At 56.3% G+C, this 26,095-nt stretch carries 24 protein-coding genes; 17 read left to right on the top strand and 7 right to left on the bottom strand.

Going from position 1 to position 26,095, the window contains the following annotated elements:
• Positions 1-78 precede the first annotated feature (78 nt).
• Positions 79-2,106, bottom strand: a complete 2,028-nt coding sequence (locus AC6IY8_RS09260; RefSeq protein WP_497778509.1) for a TolC family protein — start codon at positions 2,104-2,106, stop codon at positions 79-81.
• Positions 2,107-2,399: 293 nt separating this feature from the next.
• Between AC6IY8_RS09260 and truA the strand changes: the two genes are divergently transcribed.
• Complete coding sequence (gene truA, locus AC6IY8_RS09255) at positions 2,400-3,176, top strand: tRNA pseudouridine(38-40) synthase TruA (protein WP_497778508.1); 777 nt, start codon at positions 2,400-2,402, stop codon at positions 3,174-3,176.
• Here the strand turns inward: truA and AC6IY8_RS09250 are convergent.
• Together AC6IY8_RS09250 and AC6IY8_RS09245 are read right to left on the bottom strand one after the other, a co-directional pair.
• On the bottom strand, positions 3,173-3,484 hold the full coding sequence (locus AC6IY8_RS09250; RefSeq protein WP_497778507.1) for a type II toxin-antitoxin system RelE/ParE family toxin: 312 nt from the start codon (positions 3,482-3,484) through the stop codon (positions 3,173-3,175). The two genes, truA and AC6IY8_RS09250, sit on opposite strands and share 4 nt — an antisense overlap.
• Positions 3,481-3,747, bottom strand: a complete 267-nt coding sequence (locus tag AC6IY8_RS09245) for a type II toxin-antitoxin system ParD family antitoxin (RefSeq protein ID WP_497778506.1) — start codon at positions 3,745-3,747, stop codon at positions 3,481-3,483. The genes AC6IY8_RS09250 and AC6IY8_RS09245 overlap by 4 nt, the downstream gene beginning before the upstream one ends.
• Positions 3,748-3,852: 105 nt before the next feature.
• On the opposite strand from AC6IY8_RS09245, the gene AC6IY8_RS09240 reads away from it, so the two are divergent.
• The 7 genes from AC6IY8_RS09240 (at position 3,853) to AC6IY8_RS09210 (ending at position 11,706) form a co-directional block, all read left to right on the top strand.
• Positions 3,853-5,451: an aldehyde dehydrogenase family protein gene (locus AC6IY8_RS09240; RefSeq protein WP_497778505.1), complete on the top strand. Its 1,599-nt coding sequence runs from the start codon at positions 3,853-3,855 to the stop codon at positions 5,449-5,451.
• Positions 5,452-5,514: 63 nt separating this feature from the next.
• A complete protein-coding gene (locus tag AC6IY8_RS09235) occupies positions 5,515-6,897 on the top strand; it encodes a M20/M25/M40 family metallo-hydrolase (protein ID WP_497778504.1) in 1,383 nt (460 codons plus the stop codon).
• Positions 6,897-7,805, top strand: a complete 909-nt coding sequence (locus tag AC6IY8_RS09230; RefSeq protein ID WP_497778503.1) for a DMT family transporter — start codon at positions 6,897-6,899, stop codon at positions 7,803-7,805. The genes AC6IY8_RS09235 and AC6IY8_RS09230 overlap by 1 nt, the downstream gene beginning before the upstream one ends.
• Positions 7,806-7,841: 36 nt before the next feature.
• A complete protein-coding gene (locus AC6IY8_RS09225; protein ID WP_497778502.1) occupies positions 7,842-8,447 on the top strand; it encodes a cation efflux transmembrane domain-containing protein in 606 nt (201 codons plus the stop codon).
• A 235-nt stretch (positions 8,448-8,682) separates the two neighbouring features.
• Positions 8,683-10,314 carry a Do family serine endopeptidase gene (locus AC6IY8_RS09220; RefSeq protein ID WP_497778501.1) on the top strand — a complete coding sequence of 544 codons (1,632 nt, stop codon included), beginning with the start codon at positions 8,683-8,685 and terminating at the stop codon, positions 10,312-10,314.
• A 228-nt stretch (positions 10,315-10,542) separates the two neighbouring features.
• Positions 10,543-11,094 (top strand): peptidoglycan-binding domain-containing protein, encoded by a 552-nt coding sequence (locus tag AC6IY8_RS09215; protein WP_497778500.1) that lies wholly within the window; start codon positions 10,543-10,545, stop codon positions 11,092-11,094.
• A 114-nt stretch (positions 11,095-11,208) separates the two neighbouring features.
• On the top strand, positions 11,209-11,706 hold the full coding sequence (locus AC6IY8_RS09210; RefSeq protein WP_497778499.1) for a TraB/TrbI/VirB10 family type IV secretion system protein: 498 nt from the start codon (positions 11,209-11,211) through the stop codon (positions 11,704-11,706).
• Between the two features lie 277 nt (positions 11,707-11,983).
• Here AC6IY8_RS09210 and AC6IY8_RS09205 read toward each other — a convergent pair whose 3' ends face one another.
• The 3 genes from AC6IY8_RS09205 to AC6IY8_RS09195 form a co-directional block, all read right to left on the bottom strand.
• Positions 11,984-12,751: a hypothetical protein gene (locus tag AC6IY8_RS09205; RefSeq protein WP_497778498.1), complete on the bottom strand. Its 768-nt coding sequence runs from the start codon at positions 12,749-12,751 to the stop codon at positions 11,984-11,986.
• A 299-nt stretch (positions 12,752-13,050) separates the two neighbouring features.
• Complete coding sequence (locus AC6IY8_RS09200; protein WP_497778497.1) at positions 13,051-13,953, bottom strand: glycyl-radical enzyme activating protein; 903 nt, start codon at positions 13,951-13,953, stop codon at positions 13,051-13,053.
• Positions 13,954-14,060: 107 nt separating this feature from the next.
• Entirely contained in the window at positions 14,061-16,463 is a 2,403-nt protein-coding gene (locus tag AC6IY8_RS09195; RefSeq protein ID WP_497778496.1) for a glycyl radical protein, read from the bottom strand.
• A gap of 498 nt (positions 16,464-16,961) precedes the next feature.
• On the opposite strand from AC6IY8_RS09195, the gene AC6IY8_RS09190 reads away from it, so the two are divergent.
• From AC6IY8_RS09190 to AC6IY8_RS09175, 4 genes are all read left to right on the top strand, one after another.
• Entirely contained in the window at positions 16,962-18,386 is a 1,425-nt protein-coding gene (locus AC6IY8_RS09190; RefSeq protein WP_497778495.1) for a heterodisulfide reductase-related iron-sulfur binding cluster, read from the top strand.
• Between the two features lie 407 nt (positions 18,387-18,793).
• Positions 18,794-20,524 (top strand): aldehyde ferredoxin oxidoreductase family protein, encoded by a 1,731-nt coding sequence (locus tag AC6IY8_RS09185; RefSeq protein WP_497778494.1) that lies wholly within the window; start codon positions 18,794-18,796, stop codon positions 20,522-20,524.
• Between the two features lie 87 nt (positions 20,525-20,611).
• Entirely contained in the window at positions 20,612-20,836 is a 225-nt protein-coding gene (locus AC6IY8_RS09180; RefSeq protein ID WP_497778493.1) for a MoaD/ThiS family protein, read from the top strand.
• A 3-nt stretch (positions 20,837-20,839) separates the two neighbouring features.
• A complete protein-coding gene (locus AC6IY8_RS09175; RefSeq protein ID WP_497778492.1) occupies positions 20,840-21,862 on the top strand; it encodes a ThiF family adenylyltransferase in 1,023 nt (340 codons plus the stop codon).
• Between the two features lie 13 nt (positions 21,863-21,875).
• On the opposite strand, the gene AC6IY8_RS09170 is transcribed toward AC6IY8_RS09175, so the two are convergent.
• The gene (locus AC6IY8_RS09170) at positions 21,876-22,529 is read right to left on the bottom strand and encodes a TetR/AcrR family transcriptional regulator (protein ID WP_497778491.1); all 654 of its coding nucleotides are present in this window, start codon (positions 22,527-22,529) and stop codon (positions 21,876-21,878) included.
• A gap of 95 nt (positions 22,530-22,624) precedes the next feature.
• Here AC6IY8_RS09170 and AC6IY8_RS09165 point away from each other — a divergent pair, with 95 nt between their 5' ends.
• The 5 genes from AC6IY8_RS09165 to AC6IY8_RS09145 all read left to right on the top strand — a co-directional run bounded on the left by AC6IY8_RS09165 (position 22,625) and on the right by AC6IY8_RS09145 (position 26,085).
• On the top strand, positions 22,625-23,527 hold the full coding sequence (locus AC6IY8_RS09165; protein WP_497778490.1) for an aldo/keto reductase family oxidoreductase: 903 nt from the start codon (positions 22,625-22,627) through the stop codon (positions 23,525-23,527).
• A 1-nt stretch (position 23,528) separates the two neighbouring features.
• A complete protein-coding gene (locus tag AC6IY8_RS09160) occupies positions 23,529-24,425 on the top strand; it encodes an SDR family oxidoreductase (protein ID WP_497778489.1) in 897 nt (298 codons plus the stop codon).
• A gap of 287 nt (positions 24,426-24,712) precedes the next feature.
• Complete coding sequence (locus tag AC6IY8_RS09155) at positions 24,713-25,225, top strand: sigma-70 family RNA polymerase sigma factor (protein ID WP_497778488.1); 513 nt, start codon at positions 24,713-24,715, stop codon at positions 25,223-25,225.
• Positions 25,216-25,479 (top strand): anti-sigma factor family protein, encoded by a 264-nt coding sequence (locus tag AC6IY8_RS09150; RefSeq protein ID WP_497778487.1) that lies wholly within the window; start codon positions 25,216-25,218, stop codon positions 25,477-25,479. Before AC6IY8_RS09155 ends, AC6IY8_RS09150 begins: the two co-directional genes overlap by 10 nt.
• A 66-nt stretch (positions 25,480-25,545) precedes the next feature.
• Positions 25,546-26,085, top strand: coding sequence for a DoxX family protein (locus AC6IY8_RS09145; protein ID WP_497778486.1), 540 nt, complete (start codon positions 25,546-25,548; stop codon positions 26,083-26,085).
• The last annotated feature ends 10 nt before the right edge of the window (positions 26,086-26,095 follow it).

Raw genomic sequence — 26,095 nt, 5'->3', positions numbered from 1 at the left:
TTAAGAACCGTTCCGGCCTGAAGACTTCATCAGGAGGTTACACGTGATAGACGTGACCTCCCGAAAAAGGTTAGCAAATTATTTCGCGATAGGCTGAGGAGCCACCGTGGAAGGCGTCAGGTTGGGCTGAAGTCCTGGAATTGCAGGCATATGCGCCACTTTTCCTGCTGCCGCGTCGTCCATGGAGATTCCGTTGCGTTCCAGCGTCTGGGCTGTCACCTGATCCAGGGCCACGCGGGCCTTCTCGTAAGTCGAAAGCGCAGCTACATAGTTCGAGGCCGCCTGCGTCGAGACGCTTTGCAGATTCAACACTGCGTAGCTGGTCGAAGCTCCAAGGGCATACTTCTTCTGCTCGGCTTCCAGGTTTTGCTGTGCGTAGTCGCGAGCTGCGCGGGCTGCATCCACTCCCGCCCGGGCCTGCTGAAGGGCAAAAGCGGCGTTGCGAACCTGCAGGTTCACCTGATTCCGCTGCTGCTGATAGTTCAGCTGATTCTGGCGATACTCCAGCTCCGAGCGCATCTGATCGGACTGAGCTGCGCGATTGCGCAAAGGAACCGTAAGCGAGACGTATGCGCCCTTGTCCGGACGGCTCCGGTTTACGAGGCTCGAGAACACATCGCCATAGTTGTTGTTGAGCCCCGAAGAACCGTAATAACCAACCAGGTCCAAGGTCGGCAACAGAGCATTCTTTGCCGCGCGATTGTTGATTTCGCCATTGCGCAGGTTCAGTTCGCTTTCAAGCAGTTCCGGGCGGTTCGCCAGCGCGTAAGCCACCAGGTCCTCAGCCGGAGGAATCGGCTCATCGCTCAACACCATCGTGTCGGTCGGAATCACCGCTGCGGTGGTCAACAAGGGATCGCTGAAGTTACGAGCAATGGCGTTCTTGGTGATCAACTGCTGATACTGCAGGTTCGTCTGCGACACAATGAGATTCTGCTGTGCGGTCGCGACCGACGACTGTGCCGAGACCACCTCGATCGGAGCCAACGTACCGATCTCCACCTGCTTCTTGTTGTCGCTCAGAGTGCGCTGGGCGAACTCAATCGCAGTCTGCTTTACCTTCACATCTTCGTAGGCATTCACCAGGTCCCAATAGATGTTCTGGATTTGCGCTACGGTCGAGATGACCTGTGCACGGAATGCCGCGTCAGTCACCTTGCGGTTGTTCTGGGCGATGATGATCTGGCGCCGGTTGTTGTCGATTCCCCAGCCTTGCAGCAAATGCTGGCGAACCGTGGCTCTCCACGATGCCGTGAGCTCCGGATTGAAGGTGGAGGCAAACAGGCTGTTTGCCGGGATGTTGTTGATCAATCTCTGGTTCGAATAGGCTACCTGCGCCAGGGTGCCCGTCGCCCATCCCTGCGCGTAGTTGAAGTTGTAGGTATTCGTGTTCTGCTGGTAGCTGTTGACGCCATACACTGACGGATTCGAAACAGGCGTCTGCATGCGGTCGGTCGCAACGGTTCCCGTCAGGACCGGGTCATAGGAATCGATCGCCGAACCCACCGAGTTCTGCGTGGACTGCACGATGCCGCCCGAGCCAGATGCTGCGCCGCCCGCGCCGGTCGTGGTACCACCGGAACCGCTTCCGGTAGAGCCCGCCGTACTAGTGCTTGCAGCGTTTCCACCCGGAGTTCCGGTCAGCAATCCATTGGAGACACCGCGGACGGTTCCACCTGCTTTTGTGCGAAGCAAGTCCATGTCGGCGATGTCGAGGTTGTAGCGCGCGATTGCGATATCGAAGTTGTTTTCAAGCGCAAGCGCCACGGCATCGTTCAGCGAAAGCATGAGTTTGCCGTCTTTAATCAGCATGTGAAGGCGGTCGCTGTTCTTCATGGCAGGTTCGGGCAATCCGTGCGGCTTGTAAGGCTTCCAGACGCCGAGAATCGAATACGGTTTCGTGGAGTCGCTGAGTGGAGCCGTGTATTGCTCCTGCGCCTTCGGGTTCGGTGCCGCTGTCTGTATTGCCGACTGCGTGCTCGCTTGGGGAGCATTTGGAATAGGCGCCGCTGCCGTCTGCGCCATTAAGCTGGAGGACATTAAAGCGACGATGGAAATGGACGCAACCATTCGGTGAAACACGTTGTCTGGACGCGAAACGGACATTCGCTCTTCTCCGTTATGAATTCAGTAATCTCGTCTCGGGCTCAAGACCCGTTCTGCAACCTGAAGGAAATGGGTTGCGTTTCGTTGAAGCACAAGAACTCTTACGCAATTCTCCCACCCGAAGTTCCCGGTGCTTGTAAACTTTTGCAACGCACGGGAACAGTTCTGATGGCGGATGCACGCAAGGAATGAGTATAGCTGACCGGATCACACAAGTTCTGTCATGTCGTGGTGATGACTGTTCACATCCTGCGCAGTTGACTTTGCATGCGAAACTCAGCACCCTTTAAACGTTGACGCGAACACTCAAACTCACGCTCGCCTACGACGGCTCCGCATTCCACGGATGGCAGATCCAGCCGGGCAAGCCCACTATTCAAGGCACGCTCGCCGAGGTCATCGAAAGCCTTACAGGAGAAAAACTTCTGCCGCAGGGGTCCGGACGCACCGATGCCGGTGTGCACGCGCTCGCGCAGGTGGCGACATTTGAGACGGCGAGTGCGATTCCTCTGCCCAACTTTCGCACCGTTCTCAATGATCGTCTGCCAGCGTCGATACGCGTGCTGTCGATGGAGGAAATGCCTGTGGGCTTTCATGCGCGGCACTCGGCGCGTGGGAAGTCCTATCAATATCGGATATGGCGTGGCGATGTCGTTCCGCCGTTTCTCGCACGTTATGTTACGCACCATCCGTATCCGCTGGATGAATCTGCCATGCAACAGGCGGCTGCTCTGGTTGTTGGCGAGCACGATTTCACATCGTTTGCCGCCGTTGATCCTGACCGCAAGCTTCGCCTTGCGGAAGCCGCGGGGGATGCAGAAGCGATTTCCAACGTTCGCACCATCCTTGAATCGCGCTTTGAGCGCATCGAGGATGAGTTGCGCTATGTCGTGCGCGGTAACGGATTCCTGCACCACATGGTGCGCAATCTTGTAGGCACATTTCTGCTGGTAGGCAAGGGAAGCATCGCCCCTTTTGCAATTCCCGAAATTCTGGAGGCGCACGACCGCCGCGCCGCGGGGCCCACCGCACCTGCAGAGGGGCTTTACTTGGTTGAGGTTGAGTATTAGAAGCCGAGGTCGTGTCTATGCAGAAAATTCGGAATATCGCGACCACCCTGAGCCACGGCGATGATTTCGACTCGTTCCGATTTCACGCGATAGAGGATGATATAGCTCCCCACGGGCCAGAACAACATTGGGAGGGACGTCAGGTCCTCGCGTTTATGTCCAATCCCTGGTGATTGCGCGATTTGGTCGAAGGCGCTGAATAACTTATCGATCCAGCTGTCGGCCGCATCCAGACTGTCCTGCGCTATGTATTCCCAAATTGCGTCGAGGTCTAGCTCCGCGTCAGAGCTTAGTACAAGGTGCTTCATGCACTGCGCAGCTTTTTTGTGCGGAACTTTTGTTTCAGGCGTTCGCGCGCATCCGCCTGATCAACATGGTTGCCGGAATCCAGTGACTCCAATCGTGCGGAAATTTCGTGGTTGAAAGCTGCGATCTGTGCATTGCGCGCTCTGTCGTGTTCTTCCAACAATCTCAAAGCTTCCCGTACAACCTCGCTGGCAGAGTTGTAGCGGCCAGACTCGACCTTGCTGGCGACGAATTTTTCCAGTTCTGGCGTAAGAGACACGTTCATATCTCATATGCTGCTGCCGATAACGAAGATTGTCAATGTTTGACATATTAATCTGATTCATCTTCCACTTTCCTCTTGCATCCAACTTGCTGTACAACTGCCCTGATGGACTCCGGCATTCATCTCGTAAGCAAGTTCGGCTCCCGCGAGAGGTTCTCCACCTTCAATCCGGCGACGGGAGAACCGGTGGCCGAATACTTTGCCGCTTCGGCTGAGCAGGTTGCCGCGGTGGTGGCCGATGCTCACCTCTCTCAGCTCTGGTGGTCTCGCCTGCCGATTGCTCGCCGCTCTGCCGTACTGCACCGCATTGCGAAAAGCCTCTGCGCGCGGAAGGAGTCGCTCGCTCAGGTCATCACTGCGGAATCCGGTAAGCCTTTGCAGGAGGCGTTAGTAAACGATGTTATGGTGGCCGCCGACGCAGCTGTTTTCTGCGCCGAAAATGCAGCCAAGATTTTTCGCAATGAAGATATTCCGCACACGAATCCGGCATTGCGCTTCAAGCGCGGCCAGCTTTCCTACGAGCCGCTAGGCGTCGTTGGAATCATCTCGCCATGGAATTACCCGCTTTCGATTCCTGCCGCTGACGCTTTTGCCGCACTGGCCACAGGGAACACCGTCGTTCTCAAGCCCAGCGAACTGACGCCGCAGATTGCGCTCGAACTGGAACGCATTGTTTGTGCTGCTCTCGACGAGGAAGGATTGGCTTCCCGGCCGCGTCCATTCCAGGTCATCACCGGGCTGGCGCAAACCGGACAGGCATTGATTGCGAGTGCGATCGACAAGCTGATCTTCACCGGAAGCGTACCGACTGGCCGCAAGGTGGCCGTTGCGGCGGCGGAGCGATTGCTCCCGGTGACGTTGGAACTTGGCGGCAAAGACGCAATGGTCGTGCTCGAGGACGCTGATGTGGATGTTGCCTCCAGCGCAGCGGTATGGGGTTCCATGATGAACGCGGGGCAGACGTGCCTTTCGGTCGAGCGCTGTTACGTGCATCGCAGCCTTTACTCGAAGTTCATTGCGCAATGTCTGGAGAAGATCGCGAAGCTGAAGATTGGCGATGGCTCCAATCCTGATACCGATCTCGGGCCGCTGATCTCGTTTAAGCAACTTGAAATCGTCGAGCAGCAGGTGGATGAAGCGCGGGCGCTCGGAGCCACGATTCATACCGGCGGAACCCGCCTCCCGGATATAGGTTCCAACTTCTACGCACCCACACTCGTCACCGAAGTCGATTCGTCCATGAACCTGCTGCGTGAGGAGACCTTCGGCCCAGTGTTGCCCGTATTGCCTTTCAGCACGGACGAAGAGGCCATCGCACTGGCGAACGACAGCAGTTTTGGTCTTGCTGCAAGCGTGTGGGGCACTAGCAGTCATGCCATTGCTGTTGGCCGGCAGATCTCAGCCGGGACGGTGATGATCAACGACCTGATCTCGGGATTTGCGGTGAGCGGTGCACCGCATGGAGGATTCAAGCTTAGCGGCATCGGACGCACGCACGGCCTTCTCGGTATGCAGGAGTTGGTTCGGCCCCGCTATATGGACGTCGATCTGCTACCCCGGACGAAAAAGCTTTGGTGGTATCCGTACGCCAGCAAATACTCATCGTTGGCGGCTTTTGCGGATTTTGTTCACGGCAGAGGAATTCGCCAGCGACTCTCGGCTGCCTTGCGCTCCATCTCTCTCCTGTTCCGCGCGCGTCACTAGTGTGGCTGACACTCTGTATCGCTTGCCCGCCTACCGTGCCTGTCGTGTACCATCAAGTCTGAAATGGCTTTTCGCCCCTTTAATCGGTGGAGGTTCCCCTCCGAGCGCAATCAGCTCCAGCCCGGTGCTCTCGCGCAGGAGGTGGACTCGCTGTGCGCTGACCCGCGCGTGCATCAGCTATTTGACTGGTTCTCTCATCACGAGCGCGAAATTGCCGATTTCCAGCTGGCAATAACGTCCGTTCCTGCTCCGACCTTTGCCGAGCAGACTCGGGCCGAATGGCTACTCGAACGGTTGCAACCGCTGGGACTCGGCGTTTACCTGGACGCCGCTGGAAACGTGTTGGCGACGCGAGGCGGTACCCAGGAGGACATGCGCTCCGGCATTCGTTCCGAAGCGCCTTCGGTCGCCCTCAGCGCGCACCTCGACACGGTTTTTCCGGCTACGACTGAACTGGACATTCGGCGCGAACACGCCCGCCTTCTCGGCCCTGGCATCAGCGACAACGGCTCCGGATTGGCCGCGCTCTGGGCCTTGGCGTCTGCATTTCATGATTCGGGCTTGGTCACCTCGCTGCCTCTGCTCTTTATCGCCAATGTAGGCGAAGAGGGCGAGGGAAACCTGCAGGGCATGCGCCACATTTACCGGGAATATATAGGCAAGACCCCGCTGACTATTTCCGATGACACGCCTCCGCCGGCGATCGCGCTGCTGATTGCGGTGGATGGAGCCGGAACGGATAGCATTATCTCGGAGGCGCTAGGCAGCCGCCGCTTCGAAATCGTGATTGAAGGGCCGGGTGGGCATTCCTGGAGCGACCATGGCACGCCAAGCCCTTTGGTCGCTGCTGCGATCCTGATCGAAAAGCTCGCCCGCGTCTCGCTCCCGACCAATCCGCGCGCAACACTCAATGTCGGCACTATCGAGGGCGGAACGTCGGTGAACGCCATCCCCGAGCGCGTTGTGCTCAAGGTGGATATTCGCTCCAGCGAGCCCAATCGACTGGACACACTCGAACAACGCATTCGACAGGCCGCCGTAGAGGCCTGCTCTGAAACGCAATTACTTTCGGCCAACCCTCACGCGCGGGTCCAACTTCGCCACCACATTGCCAAGGTTGGCGAGCGCCCCTCGGGAGAACTCGTGGCCACCTCGCCGCTGCTTGCTGCGATCCGAGCGGTCGATAAGCAGCTAGGGATTCACTCACAGATCCTCCGCGCCTCGACCGATGTGAACATTCCGCTTTCGCTTGGCCTGGAGGCGGTCGCTCTTGGCGCCGGCGGCTCCGGTGGCGGAGCGCATACGTTACGCGAATGGTACGATCCGATCGGGCGCGAGCAGGCGCTCAAACGTCTCTCCCTGCTGGTTCTGCTGCTGGCTGGTCTTCCGCCCGCCGTTCCGACCCAACGGAAGACTGCTGCGCCCCCTTCGCCGGAGTCGGTTTGATGTCTCGTTCGCTCAAGGCACATCTTCTGCTGGTGGCCGCAACCTTCGTCTGGGGCTCCACGTTCATCGTAATCAAGTCGGCGCTCTCGGACGCAACACCGCTTGTGTTCAATGCGGTTCGAATGGTGTTCGCAGCCGTCGTTCTTTGCATGATTTTCTTCCGCGAACTGCGGCGTATGCCCGTCGGAGCCTTCCGGGCAGGGTCCGAGGTCGGAACACTCATGTGGCTCGGCTATGAATTTCAGACCGCGGGACTGCTCTACACTTCGGCATCGAAATCCGCATTTCTCACCGGCATTTCGGTTGTGCTCGTGCCGCTGCTGCTGGCCGTTTTCTGGCGTCGGCATGTAAATCGCTACACGCTTGCCGGAGTCTTCGCCGCGCTCGTCGGTCTGTACTTTCTGTGTGTTCCTCCGGGGCAGGGACTTTCTCTGGCCTCGCTCAATCGTGGAGACCTACTCACGCTGGGCTGCGCAGTAGCCTTTGCCTTTCAGATCATCGTTCTTGGCCGCAGCGCGCAGCACTACGATTTCGCGCACCTTGTTCCCATCGAGATCGCGGTCTGTGCCGGCTGGATGATTGTTTCCATCCCCATTGCTGAGCGCCATGGGTACATTCGGTTCACTCCCGCCATGCTTACGGCTTTGGCGGTGACGGCACTTGTGGGAACCGTCGCATGCTTTATCGTCCAAGCTTGGGCGCAGCGCTTCACGCCCCCTACGCACACCGCGCTTATCTTCTCGCTTGAGCCGGTCTTCGCCGGCGTGACTTCCTACCTGCTGATCGGCGAGCGGTTGGGCTCCCGTGGTGTGATCGGAGCCAGCCTCATCCTGCTTGGTGTTCTCGCCAGCGAACTTCTCGGACATGTCCAGAAGCCCGAAGAAGAGCTCGCGGAGGAAGCAATCTAGCCGAACAGCGAGTCGCGGCATCTAGAGAGATAGGACATGACGACCATACCCAACTCGCTCTCATCATCGCGCAGTCATCTTGTCCTGCTGCAGTCGGTCACGCTCATCTGGATGCTCATCGAGTGCAGCGTATCGCTCTTCTCCGCCGTTCGAGCCCATAGCTCGGCGTTACTCGCTTTTGGGGCAGACAGCTTTGTGGAATTGCTGTCCGCTGCGCTTGTGATTCTGGCAATCGCGCCGAGCATCAGCCGCAAACGTGTCGATCGCATCGCCGGATCGCTGCTGTTTGCATTGGCAGCCGTCGTCGCGCTGGCTTCGATCCTTGCCCTGATGGGCAAAGTTCAGCCGGAACCCAGCTTCCTTGGCATTGCTATTACTGCCGCGGCGCTTGTCATCATGCCGCTGCTCGCCTGGCAGAAGCGCAGACTGGCCCAGCGAACGCAGAACAACGCTCTTGCAGCCGATGCCGTACAGTCTGCCACCTGTGCTTACCTTGCCCTCATTTCGCTGGCCGGACTCGTCCTCACCGCCGCGTTCCGTATCGGCTGGGCGGACTCCGCTGCCGCTCTGGCAGCCATTCCCACACTGATAGTGGAAGGCCGCCTCGCATTTCGGGGCCAGAGCTGCGGATGTTGCCGCTGACGCCTGCGGCTGGGGATGGGCGAGACCACGACGTGGTAAATTCTTAGCGATCAGGTGCTCAGTGGATTTCCCTAATTCGGATATCCCTGCCGTAGCCCAAATAATGTTGACGAATTCCCACACCAGTGCGTCTAACCAACCTGAACCGGCGTGGCTCATTTCCGCGCCCGGCCCAGTGCACGCCTTTCTTTCCTACAAGTTAGAATGGGTTGCAGATTGAATTGCCGGAGGGCACATGGAACCGCTGAAAGATGCAAGCGGATTGTCGCAGGAACAGATGACGTATCAGAAGAAGAATCGTTTTGCGCCACTATTTGTAGGGTCGGTCACTATGGCGTTGGTGCTGCTGATCGGCACCGTACTGACCTACACGGCGCGCGCCAAGAATGTGGACAGCGCCGACGCACCCCAACTGACGGTGCCCGCTGCACGTACCCACGACAATGAATTCGCGCGAGTCGCCAAGGCCGTAGAGCCTGCGGTCGTCAATATCAATACCGAATCCACGGTTAAGAATCCCCATCGGCGCCTCCGCCGCATGCCACCGCAACAGCAACAGCCAGACGGCGATCAGGATCAGCAGGATGGCAATGGCGGTCTTCAGGATTGGTTCGATCGCTTCTTCGGACAGAATCCTGACAGTGTCCCGGGAGCGCCCGGCGGTGGCGATATGACCTCACAGTCGCTTGGGTCTGGCGTCATCGTCAGCCCCAACGGCTACATCATTACGAACTTCCACGTGGTCGATAAGGCCGACCGCATTCGCGTCAGCCTGATGGGCGAACCCGCCACGGTCAGCTACCCTGCCAAGGTCGTGGGTACGGACCGTGAAACCGACCTCGCCGTCATCAAAATCGACGTGAACCACCCCCTGCCCGCCGCCAAGCTTGGCAACTCGGACAGTATGCAGGTGGGCGACTGGGTGCTGGCGATCGGCAGCCCGTTTGGATTGAAGTCCACGGTCACGGCCGGAATCATCAGTGCGAAGGGTCGTAACATTGTTCCCGGACGCCAGTTCCAGTCCTTCATCCAAACCGATGCCGCCATCAACCCCGGCAACTCCGGCGGTCCGCTCGTCAACATGGACGGCGAGATCATCGGCATCAACACCGCGATCTACACCGAGAGTTCCGGCTACCAGGGAGTTGGTTTCGCTCTGCCGTCGAACACTATCGCGCAGGTGTTCAATCAGTTGGTCTCGCCCGCGCACAAGGTTGAGCGTGGCTCCATCGGAATTACCTTCAGCGCGGAAACCAGTCCTGCTGTCACCCGTATGTACGGCGGCGGCAAGGGCGTGGTCGTGCAGGATGTAACCCCCGGCGGACCTGCCTCTCAGGGTGGAATCAAGAGCGGCGACTCGATTGTGTCGGTTGGCGGCAAGGCGGTAAACAGCGGTGACGAACTGGTGAACGAGGTCAGCTCGCATCATCCCGGAGACAAACTGAAGATTGGATACCTCCGTAACGGCAAGCCGCAGGAAACGACCGTTACCGTGGCGGATCGTCAGAAACTCTTCGGCTCTCAACTCGGCACCAACGAGGACAACGACGAGGAGCAGGCGCCCAAGGAGAGCAAACTCGGAATTACCGTGCGTTCGGTTCCGGCGGCCACCGCTAAGAGGCTGAATCTACAGCCGAATCAGGGTGTTCTGGTTGCCGACGTAAAGCCCGGAAGCTTTGCCGATTCCGTTCAGCTCTCGCGCGGCGATGTGATCCTTGAAGTAAACCGTCAGCCCGTAAACGACCCGGATTCCTTGACGAAAATCGAGGCGGGTTTGAAGTCCGGACAGGACGTGGTGTTCGTGGTTCGGCAGGCCGCACAAGGCCGCGAAGCGACAAATACCTTCTTGGGAGGGACTCTGCCGTAGTACCCTAGAGTAATCTCCAGAATGTTGCCGGGCATCAAACTTTACGTGTCCGGCAGCATTCTTGGGAGATCGACCGAACTTATTTGCAGGGAAGCTGCGCAGCTTTCAGCTTGGCACTTCATCTTGGCCTCGGTCGAGCCCAAACGCCGCACGCAGGCGTAACGGACGTCCTATTTCATCGAGGTGCAACGGATGCTTTCATTCCAAAGTTTTAAACAGGTAGTCCTAGTGACCGCCGCAGCTCTGCTGTGCACCTCGCCGGCAGCGGCCGCCACCAAGAGTAAGCCCGGACCGACACGAGTAAGAGCGCACCACTCGGTCTCTGCATCGAAAACAAAGCCTGTCAGCTCATCTCGAACATCGTCTAAATCAGTCAAGTCCTCTAAAGCTATTCAGGACGACGACTCAGACAGGCCTACTCGCGCCAGTCGTCGTGGACGGAAAGGGAAGACCCAGACCGTAGCGGCGAGCAAACCCAAGTTCCGGGGTCAGCAGTCAATCGATTCGGCTCGCACCCTCGAGATTCAGCAGGCACTCATTCGTGAACACTATCTTAATGGCGAACCTAGCGGACAGTGGGATCAGGCCACGCGCGAGGCCCTCACACGGTTTCAGAGCGACAATCACTGGCAGACCAAGATTGTTCCGGATGCTCGGGCGCTCATCAAGTTAGGACTGGGACCCAGCCAGCAAGGCCTGCTCAATCCTGAAAGCGCCGCCATCGCCACTCCATTTCAGGCTGGCATCGACAAGGCCGTCATGAGCGGCGGATCCAACTAGAAATTTTCTCGTTTTATCTGCGCGGCCTCATATCGGGCCGCGCTTGTTTTTTCGCTTCTGCAACCCGGGCTTCCGCGAGGCCCATCATTCAGCGAAAACCCGTCCTGGTGCCGCATGAAATCCCAAGCTCTTCTCCTCGTTGTCTGTGCCTTTGCCACCATGGCTTTTGCGCAACCGCAGATTCCGGTCGGAACCATCCTGCCGCTCTCTCTTGACACCCCGCTGGACGCTAATAAAGCCAAGCCCGGTGAAAACGTCATCGCCAGAATTGCGCAGGATGTGCCTCTGCCCAACGGGGAGCGGATCAAGGCGGGGACGCGCGTAGTAGGTCAGGTTATTGCCTCCTCTGGTGCGCGCGGATCGCAACCAGCGTCAATGACACTTCGTTTCAACCAGGTGAATCTTCCTGGCCATGCGATCCCGGTCTCGACCAATCTTCGAGCCATCGCCTCGCAACTCGAGGTCGAAGCTGCGCAATCCCAGCGCACGGGGTTCGAACGTGGCGCGCTCCCGCCGTGGTCTCAGAATACGATTCAGATCGGAGGAGACGCGGTGTACCGAGAACCCGGCATCGTCGAGCGGCGTGGCGAGCGTGTGGGAGAGTCTGTGTAGCGGGAGATTGGGGAATTCTTGCCCGGGTCGAGTCCGGCCCCGGGACAGACTGCCGAGGTGCGGTCGCAGGTAACGACCGCCCCCAGGCATTATGGGTCTTTTCTCATGATGCTTGCGGAGTGTTTGGACTTGAAGCCGTGATCAAGGATGCAGGTCGCACGAGTCCCGAAGGACACTTCGTCCTCGAATCCACCAAGGGAGATCTCAAACTTCGAAGCGGCACGGGACTATTGCTCCGAGTGAATGCCTCCGAGACCGCTTCGAAATAGGGAACTGATTACTCGTCGTCTCCTGGCGCGTAGTACGGAGCGTACGGATACGGGCATCCATAGTACGGATAGCCATAGTAGTACGGGTTGCATGGGTATCCGGCATAGTAGCCGCCATAGTACGGATAGTACCCAATCCCAATGTTCCAGGTCGTGTATCCGCCACCGTAGTAGCGCGGATAGTAGCGATAACGCGGGTAGTAGCCGCGGCCATAATAGCCCCGACCGTATCCGCCACGTCCGTAGTATCCATGATCATGATCACGGTCGCCATGGCCATATCCGCCGCCATAGTATCCGCCGTGCCCACCGTGTCCACTGCCGCCACCGCCCGGATATCCGCCGGGATAATTCCCGTTATATCCGCCACCGTAGCCGCCGCCATTACCGCCTTTCGGGTAGCCACCCGGGTAATTTCCGTTGTAGCCGCCGCCATAGCCGCTGTTGCTGCCGTACCCGCTTCCTCTGCCGCCCTTGTAGCCGCCCGGATAGTTGCCGCTATATCCGCCAGAGTAGCCTGATCCCGACCCGCCACGGCTACCGCCATAGCTGTGAACCGCGCTACCTCGGTAGGCACCTCCACCGCCGCGCATCACGGCTGCACCGCGACTACCTCCTCCGCCATAGCCGTGAGAGCCGGAGCCGCCATGGAATGCATGCGATCCTCCGCCGCCATGGAAGCCTCCACCATGCCCGCCCCCGGAGCGTCCACCTTGAGCGAAACAGGTGCCTACTGCAAGAACTGTACCTACGAATGCAATCAGAACACCCCGCATAGTAACCTCCTTGATGCCTAAACACCTTGGACGCACTTTAGTTGTACGCGGAGATCGAAAATACAGCCTGAGAGTTGCTCGCCGTACACTCCGCAGGGCAAAAACGAGTTGCATGCTGCTGAAAAAATGCAAAAAGACTCGGGTGGGTTGCGCCTCACGCCGGAGTCTGACCCGTTCCATCCTTCTGCCCCGCGGCGCACTTTCCTGACATCGCCTGAGTAGAAAAAAGCTGACAAGAAAATGACCGGGCCACTGGGGTCGGTCATGATTGAACCTTTGCTGCAAACGCTAGGATACTGTCATCTGGTACAAGGCACGCCTATGCTGTCGGCTAATCTCAGAAGATCATCGACGGAAGCATCGGTCGGTGGTTGCAGATCGTCTAGTGAGTAGCCCCAGCCGATGTGACCATATTTGGAGATGCCAAACCGGTGATAGGGTTCCACCTGTACTTTGTCCAGATTTTTCAGTTGAGAAGCGAAGCGCAGGATGGCCGAGAATTCCTCCGGCGTGTCATTGAATCCAGGTATGAGTGGAACGCGAACTCGAATCGGCTTTTGCAGAGCATCGAGGCGGCGAGCGTTTTCTTGGATAAGAGCGGAGCCTACTCCTATTACTTCGCGGTGCTTCGCTTCATCGACATGCTTGATATCCAGATAGAAGATATCCATCAACTCCAGCGCTCTAGCGGCAGAATCCCAAGGGAAATAGCCACATGTCTCAATCACGAGGTGCAGACCACGCCGCTTAAACTCGGAAGCCATCGCGGTGAGAAATTCCGGTTGGAAGGTGGGCTCCCCGCCAGTAAACGTGACGCCTCCATTGGAGTTTTTATAAAAAGGAATGTCCCGAGCTACAGTCTCGTAAACTTTTTCTACGCTCATTACTGCGCCGGTCATGTGCAACGCTCCGGAGCAGCAGGCCTCTGCGCAAAGACCACAGTGTTTGCATAGTGCCAGATTTACTTTTTCGATCATCCGCTTGCCAGTCGCTCTCACTGCTTTTTCGGGACAGGCCGGGGCGCAAGCTCCACAACCAATACAAAGTGTCTCGAAGTAAGCGACTTGAGGAGATTTGCGAACTGACTCCGGGTTTTGGCACCATGGGCAGCGCAACGGACAGCCCTTCATGAAGACAGCGGTTCGTATCCCGGGCCCGTCATGAACCGTAAATCTTTGAATGTCGAAGACTATGCCATCCATACTTCCACTCCACTTCCTTTGCCCTGCATGCAAAGCTCTACGCTGGATGAACAACTGGGAGCGTGCGTGTTACGCCGCTCCCAATGTTCAAGCAAACAAAAGCACCCCTAGAAGCTGTGCTCGGTTCTGGCAATGATGTCTTCCTGCAGGCTCTTGTCCAGTGAAGTGAAGAAAGCACTGTAACCAGCAACTCTCACCACCAGGCCACGATACTGCTCTGGATTGCTCTGTGCCTCCTTCAGAATCTCCTTGCTGATTACATTGAACTGCACGTGCATTCCACCCAAACTGCAGTACGTGCGGATCAGGGCAGCAAGATTGGACCATCCAGACTCGCCTTTCAGCGCAGACGGATGGAACTTCTGATTGAACAGCGTGCCGTTGGAGGCGATTTCATGATCGAGCTTTGCGACTGATTTCGCAGCCGCCGTCGGGCCATGAACATCGCGTCCGGATACCGGCGAGACACCATCGGCCAGAGGTGTTCCAGCCATACGACCGTCGGGCAAAGCACCTACAACTGCGCCGAATGGAACGTTGGCCGAAACCGGATACAGACCTGCCTGGAATTGTCCACCGCGAGGATTGGTGTACTTCTCCACTTCCTGGCAGTAGATGCGCGCAGCGATTCGAGCAAGATCATCGGCAGAGTCGTCATCGTTGCCAAACTTGGGAGCTTTGTTCAGCATGGTCTGACGAATTGTTTCGTGACCCTGCCAGTTCTTGCGGAGCGCCTCGGCCAAAACCTTCCGGTCAACCAGACCGTCGGTGTAAACGACTTTCTTCAACGACGCCAACGCATCGCCCACGTTTCCAACTCCAACGCCCTGGGGGCCAGTGAAGTTGTAGTGTGCGCCGCCCTCTTGAAGCGACTTGCCCTTCGCGATGCAGTCCTCAACCATAGAGGACAGGAACGGCAATGGGTTGATCGCACCATGAGCGAGGTCGCAACAATTGTCGCTGATGATCAGGAGTCTTACAAAGTAAGCGACTGTCTTACGATAGGCATCGAGAACATCGTCGAACGTGGACATGGTTTCCAACGTTCCGGTAAGCGGTCCCAGTTGTTCGCCGCTGATGGGATCGACACCATTGTTGAGCGCGATCTCAAGACACTTGGCAAGGCTGAAGAATGCGGCATCATGCCACCCTTCCGTTTTGCCGCCCTTCTGCGGTTCTACACAACCGATAATGCAATAGTCGCGCGCATCTTCCAGCGTAACTCCGCGAGATGCCAGTGCCGGGATTACCACGTGGTCGTTGTAAATGGCTGGCATTCCCAATCCGAGCGAAGCAACTTCGCAAGCTTTCAGCAGGAACGGTTCCGGCGTGCCCTGATGGAAACGGATCGAGAGTGAAGGCTGCGGCATTCTCACGTTCTGCGTAGCTTCCATGCACAGGAACGACAAGTCGTTCGTGCTGTCATGACCGTCCGGAGTGACTCCGCCGACAATGAGGTTCTGGAACATTGGATAGCCGCCGAAGGCTTTCGTTGAACCTTCGTCGCGGACTTTGTTGATCTCGTTGAACTTTACCCACAGGCACTCGATCAATTCCAGGGCCTGTTCGCGAGTCAGCTTCTTGCTGTTGATGTCCTTTTCGTAGTACGGGAACATGTAGCGATCGAAGCGACCAGGCGAGATGGAGTGGCCGTTCGATTCGAGCTGAATGATGAGTTGGACAAACCAGAAGGATTGCAGGGCTTCGTGGAAATTCCGCGCCGGATTTGCAGGTACGTGACGGCAGATGCTGGCAATCTCTTCCAACTCGGTCTTGCGGTTGGCATTGTTTTCAGCTTTGGCTTTTTCCGTCGCCAGCTTTGCAAAGCGGTCAGCGAAATTGATGGCAGCCTCGCAAACAATGATGACGGCTTTCAGGAACTGCGATTTCTTCAGATCTTCGGGGTTGGTCAGGTCAAGAGTAGAGAGCTCCTGCATCGCCTCGGCCTTGATGCCGAGATAGCCCTTCTCGAGAACCTTGCCATAGTCGACGCAGATGTGTCCGACGCCAAGGAAGAAATAGTTGCCCACGGTGAACACGCCGTTTGCTTGTGCAGCCTTGGCTTCCGGTGGCATCAAGTTCGCTGCATATTCCTGCGAGGTCTTTCCGGCCCAATACTTGAACACTGAGCTGAGTTTCTGTTTGCACTCGTCCGAGATCAGGAAGACATCACCTTTTCGCTGGGCAAGGCGATCAAACTCCGCCTCAATCCATGCGTAGGAGAACTCTGGGAAAATCGGCGAACTGCGCGGCTTGGGCGTGTGGTTCCCCACGATAAGTTCGTCATCACCGATTCGGATGGCCATCTTGGCGAGAATGTTTTCGAGAGCCTTGGCGCGACGATAAATCGTCGGCATACCTTCCGTTGCTTTGTAGGACTCAGTTACGAGTTCGGCGCGTTCAAAATCGATCTCGGGCGTGACTTTGAGTAGGCGCTCCTTCAGGAGTGCTGAGCGGCTGGACGCCGCCGAAGGAGTTGCCTGCGGCTCATAGGTGCGAACTGTAGCCATTAACTTATCTCCTGTACAACTGTTTGCTTGCGTGGGTTTACGCTGCTGACAATCTGTGGTCAGCAAACTCCTGAATGACAATTGTCAATTGTTGAAGGGGCTGAGTATTGAACGTAGCCAAGAGAAAATCCAATTACGCATTCACCAACCAGAAAGCCGATTTTTCCGTTTACGAGACGTTCCGTTCCGATATGCTCCCACTGGTTATATGGGCTGTCTGTGAGGCTAATCACGCTACCGCGTGCGCCTCGGGCATTTCGCCTAAGGCTGGTTTCACTTTTTTCTAGGCTCTCTGGCCAGCAACAAAGAACCTGCTCTCAACCGCCGCAGATTATTCCGAAAGCCATGGGTCGCGATCGTGGAAGTGGTGTAATCTTTGAGCGCTTAGCGACAGGAGTCGCTTTGATGCTGTCCTGACGTGGTCTGCTGAAATCCCGTTGTGGCCAACGATGGAGCATCGCGATTCCAATTGCCATGGACTATGTTGGAGAAACGAACATGAAGAGCCCTGAAGCCATGGCACGGGAAGTAATCGAGTTATGTGCGGACTGCGATCACTGCAGAACCTCGATGGAGGATCAGTCCTGCCTGTTCTTCCCCAGGTTGTACAAGCTCTACGACATGGAGAGGGATAAGGGCGAACAGATCACATCGAAAGATCTGCGTCGTCTTGTCGACCTCTGCAATATGTGCGGCTTGTGTACTTGCGCCAACGTTCGGGCGAAGATCAGAGAAGCAAAAGATGCTTTCGTCGCCCGAGACGGACTAAAGCCTGCTCTTAGGGTGCTCGAAGATGTACAGTGCATCGGTAAAGTCTGCGGCGCGTACCCGCGAGTTGCAAATATTCTCATGGAAAACACGGCGACCGCAGGATTGTTGAAGCGTGTCGCAGGAATTCATGCCGATCGAAAGCTCCCGAAGTTTCCTTCCCAGGGCTTCTCGCGATGGGCAAGGGAACGGGGGTTGGATCAGAAGCGGGAGTCAGCAGGGCGGAAAGTTGCTTATTTCGCGGGCTGCACTGCTCAGTATCTCTTCCCGGAAGTGGCCAAGGCGGCGGTCGAAGTCATGGAACGCAACGGCCTGAATGTGTATGTTCCCAGCCAGAAATGTTGTGGTATGCCAAGCCTGCTCGAGGGAGACAGGAGATTCACGTTTGACGTCGCAGCATTCAACATGGAAAAGCTCAGTGAGGCCATCGACGAAGGTTACGACATCGTTTGCTCCTGTCCAACCTGTGGATACATGTTGAAGGAGATGTTTGCTGAAGGCGCTTACTTTTCGCCCCAATACAAAGCAATGGTTCAAAAGCTTCAGGGCGAATTCGGTGGGGACGTGAACAACATTCCCCTCGATAGCCTCGACGAACATTTGAAAGTAGGCAAAGCGACACCCGCATCTGAGCGGAACAAGCCCTCCTTACCCCTCAATCTCATTGTGCATGGTCTGCTGCGGGATCAGGGATACTTCGCCTCGTTCGATGGACTCAAGCGAATCAAGATTGCGAGCCACGTGTATGACCTCGGTGAGTACCTAAAGAAACTACACGCCGAGGGCAAACTCGATCTCAGATTGGGAGGCGTGCCAGAACGCATGGCCTACTACGCGCCTTGCCACCTGAAGCAGCAGAATATTGGACAACCTTGGCCTGACCTTCTCAGCCTGGTGCCGAATATCTCGTTGGAGCAAGTAGGCGGTCCTTTTGACTGCTGCGGAATTTCAGGAATCATGGGCCTGAAGAGGGAGTTTCACCATGTTTCTCTGGCAATGGGCCGCCCCTTGATGGAGAAGATCAGAAAAGCCGCACCTGAGCGACTGGTGAGCGACTGTCTGAGCTGCCGCATCCAGTTCAACCAGGCGCTGCCTTACAAAGTGTTTCACCCGGTGGAGATATTGAACGAGGCATATGCAAACTGCCGGGACTGAGAAAAGGCTCTGAAAACCAGACGGACTCCGTGAATGGTCTATGGTGCTCCTCCGGCTGCGATTACATTCTGCAAACTTGCTAGAGAGATTACGGGCAATCCCCATGTCGGTTGCCCTAGTGCTCGACTCTCTCTCGCGCAAAGTTCAAGTTCAGTTTTTGCTGGGCAGTCTCCGTGGGCTCAAAAGTGGGGCGAACTTCTGAGTTTACGCAACAATCCAAATTAGTGATACATACTACTCTCAACGGGTGGCAAATGAATCTGTTTCAGTGCTAAGCTCTGTGCCAAGTCGTTTGGTTTGAGTTTCGAGCCTTAACGGGGAGTCCCCCTTACAAAAATTGAAGAAGAACTCTTCGAGAACGCTTTGGTCTCCGAGCTCGTTAAATGACAGATCGTCAAGGAGTAGTTATGGACCAAATCTTACGTATCAATCTGACTGACCTGAGCGTGAAAAGCGAGCCGGTTCCAGAAGCTTGGGCTGGATACGGCGGTCGAGCGATGACCTCGACAATTGTTGCTGCGGAAGTGCCGCCAACGTGTCATCCATTGGGGCCATTCAACAAGTTGGTATTTGCTCCGGGCTTGCTGACGGGAACCCCTGCTGCAAATTCGGGACGGTTATCTGTAGGTGGAAAGAGCCCTCTCACTGGAGGCATCAAGGAGAGCAATTCCGGAGGGACCTCTGGGCAGATGCTGGCTCGTTTAGGTATCAAGGCTCTTGTGATCGAAGGCATGCCGAAGGACGACAAGTGGCGTGGAATCTATATCGATCAAAACGGTGCCCGGATTGAGGAAGAGACCGAACTGATCGGTAAGGGAAACTTCGAGACGGTCCAGATCTTGAACGAGCGGTATAACAAGCGACTCGGTGTCATCGTACTCGGTCCCGCTGGCGAAATGAAAATGCTGACCTCAAACATTTCGGTCAAAGATCCTGAAAGTCACCTTCGCAGTCACGGACGCGGCGGACTCGGCGCGGTGATGGGTGCGAAGAAGATCAAGTTTATCGCCATCGATGCGACGGGAGCTGCCAAGCTTCCCATCGCCAACCCGGAAAAGTTCACGGCTGCAGGCAAGGCGTTTGCAGAGGCGCTGATCGCGCACCCAGTCAGTGGACAGGGGTTGTCGACCTATGGCACGAGCATTCTGGTTAACGTGTTGAACGAAGCTGGTGGTTTGCCGACGCGCAATTTCAGGTATGGACAGTTCGAGGGTCACGAAAAGATTTCCGGCGAGACGCTCCACGATACGATCCTGGCACGCAAGGGAAAACCAACGCACGGTTGTCATCCTGGTTGCTTGATACAGTGCTCGCAGATTTACAACGATGAGCAGGGCAAGTACATGACTTCGGGCTTTGAATACGAGACCATTTGGGCCATTGGCGCCAACGATGGCGTGGACAATCTCGATCACATCGCCGATGCCGATCACATCATGGATGACCTTGGTCTTGATTCAATCGAGACGTCAGTCATGTTTGGAGTCGCAATGGAAGCCGGCGTCCTGAAGTGGGGCGATGGCCCGGAGATGATCCGGATTCTCAAGGATGAAATCGGCAAGGGAACTCCTCTGGGCCGCGTCCTTGGTGGTGGCACTGCGGCTGTAGGCAAAGCGTATGGCGTGACCCGTGTTCCGGTCGTGAAGAACCAGGCAATTCCTGCTTACGATCCTCGTGCTGTAAAAGGAATTGGAATCACCTACGTGACCACGCCAATGGGTGCCGACCACACTTCGGGCTACTCTGTTGCCACGAACATCCTGGGAGTTGGCGGGCATGTCGATCCTCTGAAGAAAGAGGGGCAGGTAGAGCTGTCACGTAATCTACAGATCGCTACAGCGGCGGTGGATTCGACGGGCATGTGCCTCTTCATCGCGTTCCCTGTTTTGGATAACCCAGCGTGTTTCAATGCGCTGGTGGACCTTATCAACGCACGGTTCGGCATCAATTTGACCGGAGACGATGTCGCGTCGTTAGGTAAGTATGTTCTTAAGACCGAGCACAAGTTCAATCTTGATGCTGGACTTACAAACAAAGACGACCGGCTGCCTGAATTCTTCTCGCTTGAGACGATTCCTCCGCACAACGCAGTTTGGGATTTCACGGGCGAAGAAATCGATGCATTCTGGAACTTCTAAGAATGCGTAACACACATGGGCCGCAGTGGAAACATATCCGCTGCGGCCCATGGCATTTGAGAAAGTGAGAGCCGCGGAGTTCGACTCATGCATGTCCAGGTAAGGCTTTACGCTACATTTCGCATTGGCAGGTTCAACGAACAGGTTCGGGAATATCCGCCGGGCACCAGTATTGAAAGAGTGCTGGAAGAGCTTGCGATTGATAAGTCGCAGGTTGGCACTGTCTTTATTGATTCAAAGTACGCAACGCTGGACCAGGCTCTACATGAGGGTGCAAAGCTCGGGGTGTTTCCGATGGTTGGTGGAGGATAGTTGATGCCACTGGCAACCAGCGAGTTCTATTCGCGTCAGATACTCTTTCCAGGAATTGGAGAAGAGGGGCAGCGGAAGTTACAAGATTCGCGAGTAGCCATCATTGGCTGTGGCGCGACCGGTTCGACAATCGCTTCGCTGCTTACTCGCGCCGGAGTCGGAACCATACGTATTATCGACCGGGACTATGTTGAGCCAAGCAATCTGCAAAGACAGACTCTTTTTGACGAGGCAGATGCGGCGGAGTTTCTTCCGAAAGCAGTCGCCGCCGCCAGAATGCTTCTGCAGTGCAATTCCAATGTGAGGGTCGAAGCTGAAGTAGCGGATCTGACACCCGACAATATTGAGAAACTAATCGGGGACTGTTCCCTGATCATGGATGGGACCGATAACTTCGAGACTCGCTATCTTGTTAATGACTTCGCAATTTCAAAGAACATTCCCTGGATATATACAGCGGCAATCGGCAGTGTTGGCGTGACGATGAACATAGTGCCGGGCGAGACTGCGTGCCTGCTCTGTATGTTTCCCGATTCTCCGAGCGGATCGTTGGAAACCTGTGAGACTGCGGGCATATTGAATGCGGCGGTTGCTGGGATTGGTGCAATTGCATCGGGAGAAGCGCTGAAATTTCTTGTCGGGGCAAGTGAGTTGGTGCGGCGCACCTTGCTCACGCAGGATGTCTGGTGGACCGATCGCGCCGAGATTCCTGCATCTGAGCCGAGGCCTGATTGCAAGTGCTGCGTGCGACGCGAGTTCCCATACCTTGCAGGAGAAGAACGGCCCCATATTACGCTATGTGGCAGGAATTCCGTCCAGATCCATGAGCAGAGAAGAGCCATCAATCTGGTTGAACTTGAACAGCGACTCAGTCAGCAGGGTATTGTCCGACGTAATGAATTTGCATTGAGATTCTGGCGCGATCCGTACGACCTGACACTCTTCCCCGATGGGAGAGCCATCATCAAAGGGACAACCGACATCGCAATTGCGCGTAGTCTCTATGCCAAATTCGTAGGTATGTAATCACAGTCAGATACTAGTCGTGAAGTTGCTTGCCTTGATGGCACATCACGGCTGCCATGTAGGATTGACAGAGCAGCACCAGGTTCACGCGCAGTTTGCGCATCATTGCCGGGGATGCGCCCTCCTCCAACACAGATCGCATTACGCCCGACATTGCGGCAAGTAACATGTCGATGGAGAATTTATCGGGCAGCGACTTCGCATCGGGCGCAGTTCGCAACATGGTCTCAAATGCCCTCCGCAATCGTTCGCCCATCTGTTTCACCAGTGCTGGTCCGCCGACATCTGCCGAGATCTGATAGAGCGCGACGGAAATATCCGCGCGTTCGAACTTGATATCGACGAAAGCTTCCACCACCTCTCGCACCATATCGTCGAGCGGTTTGGAATGCGCGAGGCGACAAGCATCTTCCACGGCTTTCGCCACTTTCCCCAGATGGTCCTCCAGCACGGCGAACAGCAATGACTGCTTGTTGGGGAAGTACTGGTACAGCGTTCCTACTGAGACTCCGGCTCGTTCTGCGACCCGGGTGGTGGTCAATCGGTCCATCCCGTAACTGAGCAAAATCTGAATGGTCGCCTCGAAAATGGCTTCGACCGTGAGCATTGCCCGTGCTTGAAGGGGCGTCTTTCTTGGCGCGAATGGGCCTACCGTGTCGGTCGGCATAATGCGAACTCCAAAACTGAAGAATTCTTCATCAAATAATTCTAAACTAACCAAACATCTCCGCTTGCGGTGGTGGATGAATCAGGAGGAGCGCAATGACTGAAAAGATTGCTCCAGGCGGCAGTTTCACATTGCCCGGCACATCAATGACTGTGAACCGAATGGGCTACGGCGCAATGCAGCTTGCAGGGCGAGATGGCAACAAGTTGGTATGGGGGCCTCCTCCAGATGTCGAGGGGGCGATTGCTCTTCTTCGCGAAGTGGTTGAGAGTGGCGTCAATCATATTGATACAGCCGATTTTTATGGCCCTCATGTTACGAACCAGATCATACGAAAGGCGCTATCCCCTTATCCCGACGATCTGGTGATCGTTACCAAAATCAGTGCGCGGCGTGGCGACGACGGATCGTGGATTCCTGCTTTCTCTCGCGAGGAACTGATTGCCGCGGTTCACGAAAATCTTCGCAATCTGGGTCTCGATGTACTGGATGTGGTCAATCTGCGCGGTATGTTCAATGTCCACGAACCCGCCGAGGGGTCGATAGAGGAACCGCTCACGGTGATGGCCGAGCTTCAGCAAAAGGGCTTGGTACGTCATATTGGGCTGAGCAATGTCACGCCTGAGCAGGTCGAAGAAGCGCGACGGATTGTTCCGATCGTCTGCGTACAGAACCACTACAACCTGGCGCATCGAACCGACGATTCGCTCATCGCGGATCTCGCTCGTGATGGCATCGCCTACGTGCCGTTCTTTCCACTCGGAGGCTTCACGCCTTTACAATCGTCGGCCTTATCGGATGCGGCGGCCACCCTGGGTGCCACGCCAATGCAGGTTGCGCTTGCCTGGCTACTCCAGCGCTCACCAAACATCCTGGTAATTCCTGGAACATCTTCTGCCGCTCATTTCCGAGAAAATCTAAAGGCGGCAACGCTGCAGATTCCCGCTGAAGTTCTTACGAAGCTTGACTCAATCGGTACAAGTGCAAAGGTGATTTGATATGCGTGTTTTCGTTACAGGTGCTACTGGTTTCATTGGTTCCGCCATCGTTCCAGAACTCATCAACAACGGCCACCAGGTCCTCGGTCTTACCCGCTCCGATGCAGGAGCTGAGACGCTCATCCGTGCGGGAGCGCAGGCGCACAGGGGCGATCTTGAAAACATCGAAAACCTATGTGCTGGAGCCACAAGCTGCGACGCGGTGATCCACACCGCGTTCAATCACGACTTCTCAAAGTATGTAGAGAACTGTGAGGCGGATCGCCGTGTGATCGAGGCTTTTGGTTCCATGCTAGCGGGCTCTGCTCGTCCGTTGATCGTCACCTCTGGAACCGGGATGGCCAACTTGGGACATGTTCAGTTCGCCACGGAAGAAGACGCACCGGCGGATTCTGCTATGGTTCCACGATCAGCTTCAGAGGAGGCTGCCGCTGCCGTGAAGTCTCGTGGTGTGAAGGTGATGGTAGTGCGTCTTGCCCAAATTCATGACACCGTGAAGCAGGGGCTTGTCAGCTACGCAATCCAGGTGGCTCGCGAAAAGGGCGTTTCGGCGTATGTTGGAGATGGCCTCAATCGTTGGCCCGCAGCTCACCGCCTGGATACGGCGACCCTTTATTGCCTGGCTCTGGAGAAAGGCAGCGCTGGAGCCAGATATCACGCAGTCGCAGAAGAAGGCGTACCGATGCGAAAGATAGCGGAGGTCATCGGCGAGGGACTGAAGGTTCCGGTTGTCTCTCTTTCGGCGGAAGAGGCAGCTCAGCATTTTGGCTGGCTCGCGGCATTTGCTGGATGGGACATCCCGGCTTCCAGCGCGAGAACACGGGAACAGTTGGGATGGAACCCCAACGGCCCAGGACTGATCTCTGATCTCCAGAACATGCGCTATGCCGGAGACTAGACAAGTCGATCGAAGGCTAATCCTGCATGTCTCAATCCATCGATTGACTCAACCAGCGGGGAGGTTTGTACGTCTCCTTAGAGGTTTCGTGTAACTCTTTGTGGCACTGTGGGTCTAATCGACAAAGGCGGACGCCTGCAGCGCAGAACATTCAAGGGAGCCGGCGTATTCGGATGAAGACTCAGTCCGACAGAAGAAACGAGACCGAGATGATCGCCGCCATTCTTGCCGGCGACCGTCAGCTCTTTCATGAACTGATTCGCCCATACGAACGAAGTGTTTAACTGATGGCACTCTCCTACATGAACAACGAAGCGGATGCGGAGGATGTCGCGCAGGAGGCATTCCTGAAGGCCTTCCGTAGCCTCGCGGACTTCCGATCCGAGTCTCGCTTCGGCACGTGGCTGATCAGTATTGCTCTGAATGAAGCACGGGGCCGTCTTCGACACCGGGGGATCGTGAAGATGGATTCGTTGGATGAGCAGACAGAAGAGGGAAGTGCGTCTCCGGCAATGCTGAGAGATTGGCGAGAGATTCCATCGGAAGCTCTGGAGCGGGAAGAGGTTCGTCGCATGCTAGAAGAGGCCGTCTCAACCTTGCCGGACACGTATCGTCGTGTCTTTCTGCTGCGAGATGTGGAAGAGCTTAGCGTACTTGAGACGTCGAACGCGCTCGGCATCAGCATCGCCCTGGTGAAGGTAAGACTGCATCGAGCGCGCATCATGCTTCAAAAACAACTCGCACCCAAACTGAAGAACGTGATTCCGAGTCCAGTCAGGAGGCGTTTCCCATGGTTCTAGATTGCAAACACGTGTGGGACTACATCTCCGGATACTTGGACGACACGCTGCCGCTGGAAACTCGGGAACTGGTGCAGAAGCACCTGGAACACTGCGAAATCTGCTCGGCGATTCTGGATTCGACGCGGAACATTCTGCTGCTGACGGCGGATGACCGGGTATTCGAACTTCCCCTCGGATTCAGCAAGCGTTTGCATGCGCGGCTTGATCTCGAGGCGCTGGGTGGCGCAGAGAAGTCGCCAGAGAAGGATTGATCAGACCAAAGTTCAAACTGCACTCGCGGCGTTGTAACTTTTTCGTGCCTCGCCGGTCACATAGTCATGAAACTTCTTGATGACCTGCGAATGGGACTCACGGAAAACGGCTGGCCGCTCCTTCCACTCCGACTCGTTGTCGGATTCGGATTCGCCTCTCACGGCTACGCCAAGCTAAGCAGAGGTCCGGAACAGTTTGCGGTTATCCTGTCCGCCATCGGAGTTCCGCACCCGAGCCTGATGGCGTGGATGACAAGTTCAGTCGAGCTATTGGGCGGCGTCGGCATCATGCTTGGTGCCTTTGTGTTGCCGCTAAGCATTCCGCTCACGGTGGTGATGCTCACTGCCATCTTCAGCGTTCACCTCCAGTACGGCTTCTCGTCTGTGAGGCTGAAGGCGGTGACCGCAGCGGGCGCGCAGTTTGGCCCAGTGGGCTACGAAATGAATCTGCTGTACATTGCAGCCCTGGTCACCCTTGCGTTGAACACTCCGGACAAGTTCTCGATTGATGGATGGCTCTTCAGACGAAAAGAGCGAAGCCTGGTGCCGATGCTTGCACATCGAGAGCGCGGGTCGGCGAAGCGGACAGTGAACACGGTGCGCTGACACCCAATCG

This window comes from Koromonas soli, from assembly GCF_059726265.1.
The sequence above is the reverse complement of the archived record's forward strand: the minus strand, read 5'-3'. Positions and strand labels throughout refer to the sequence as shown.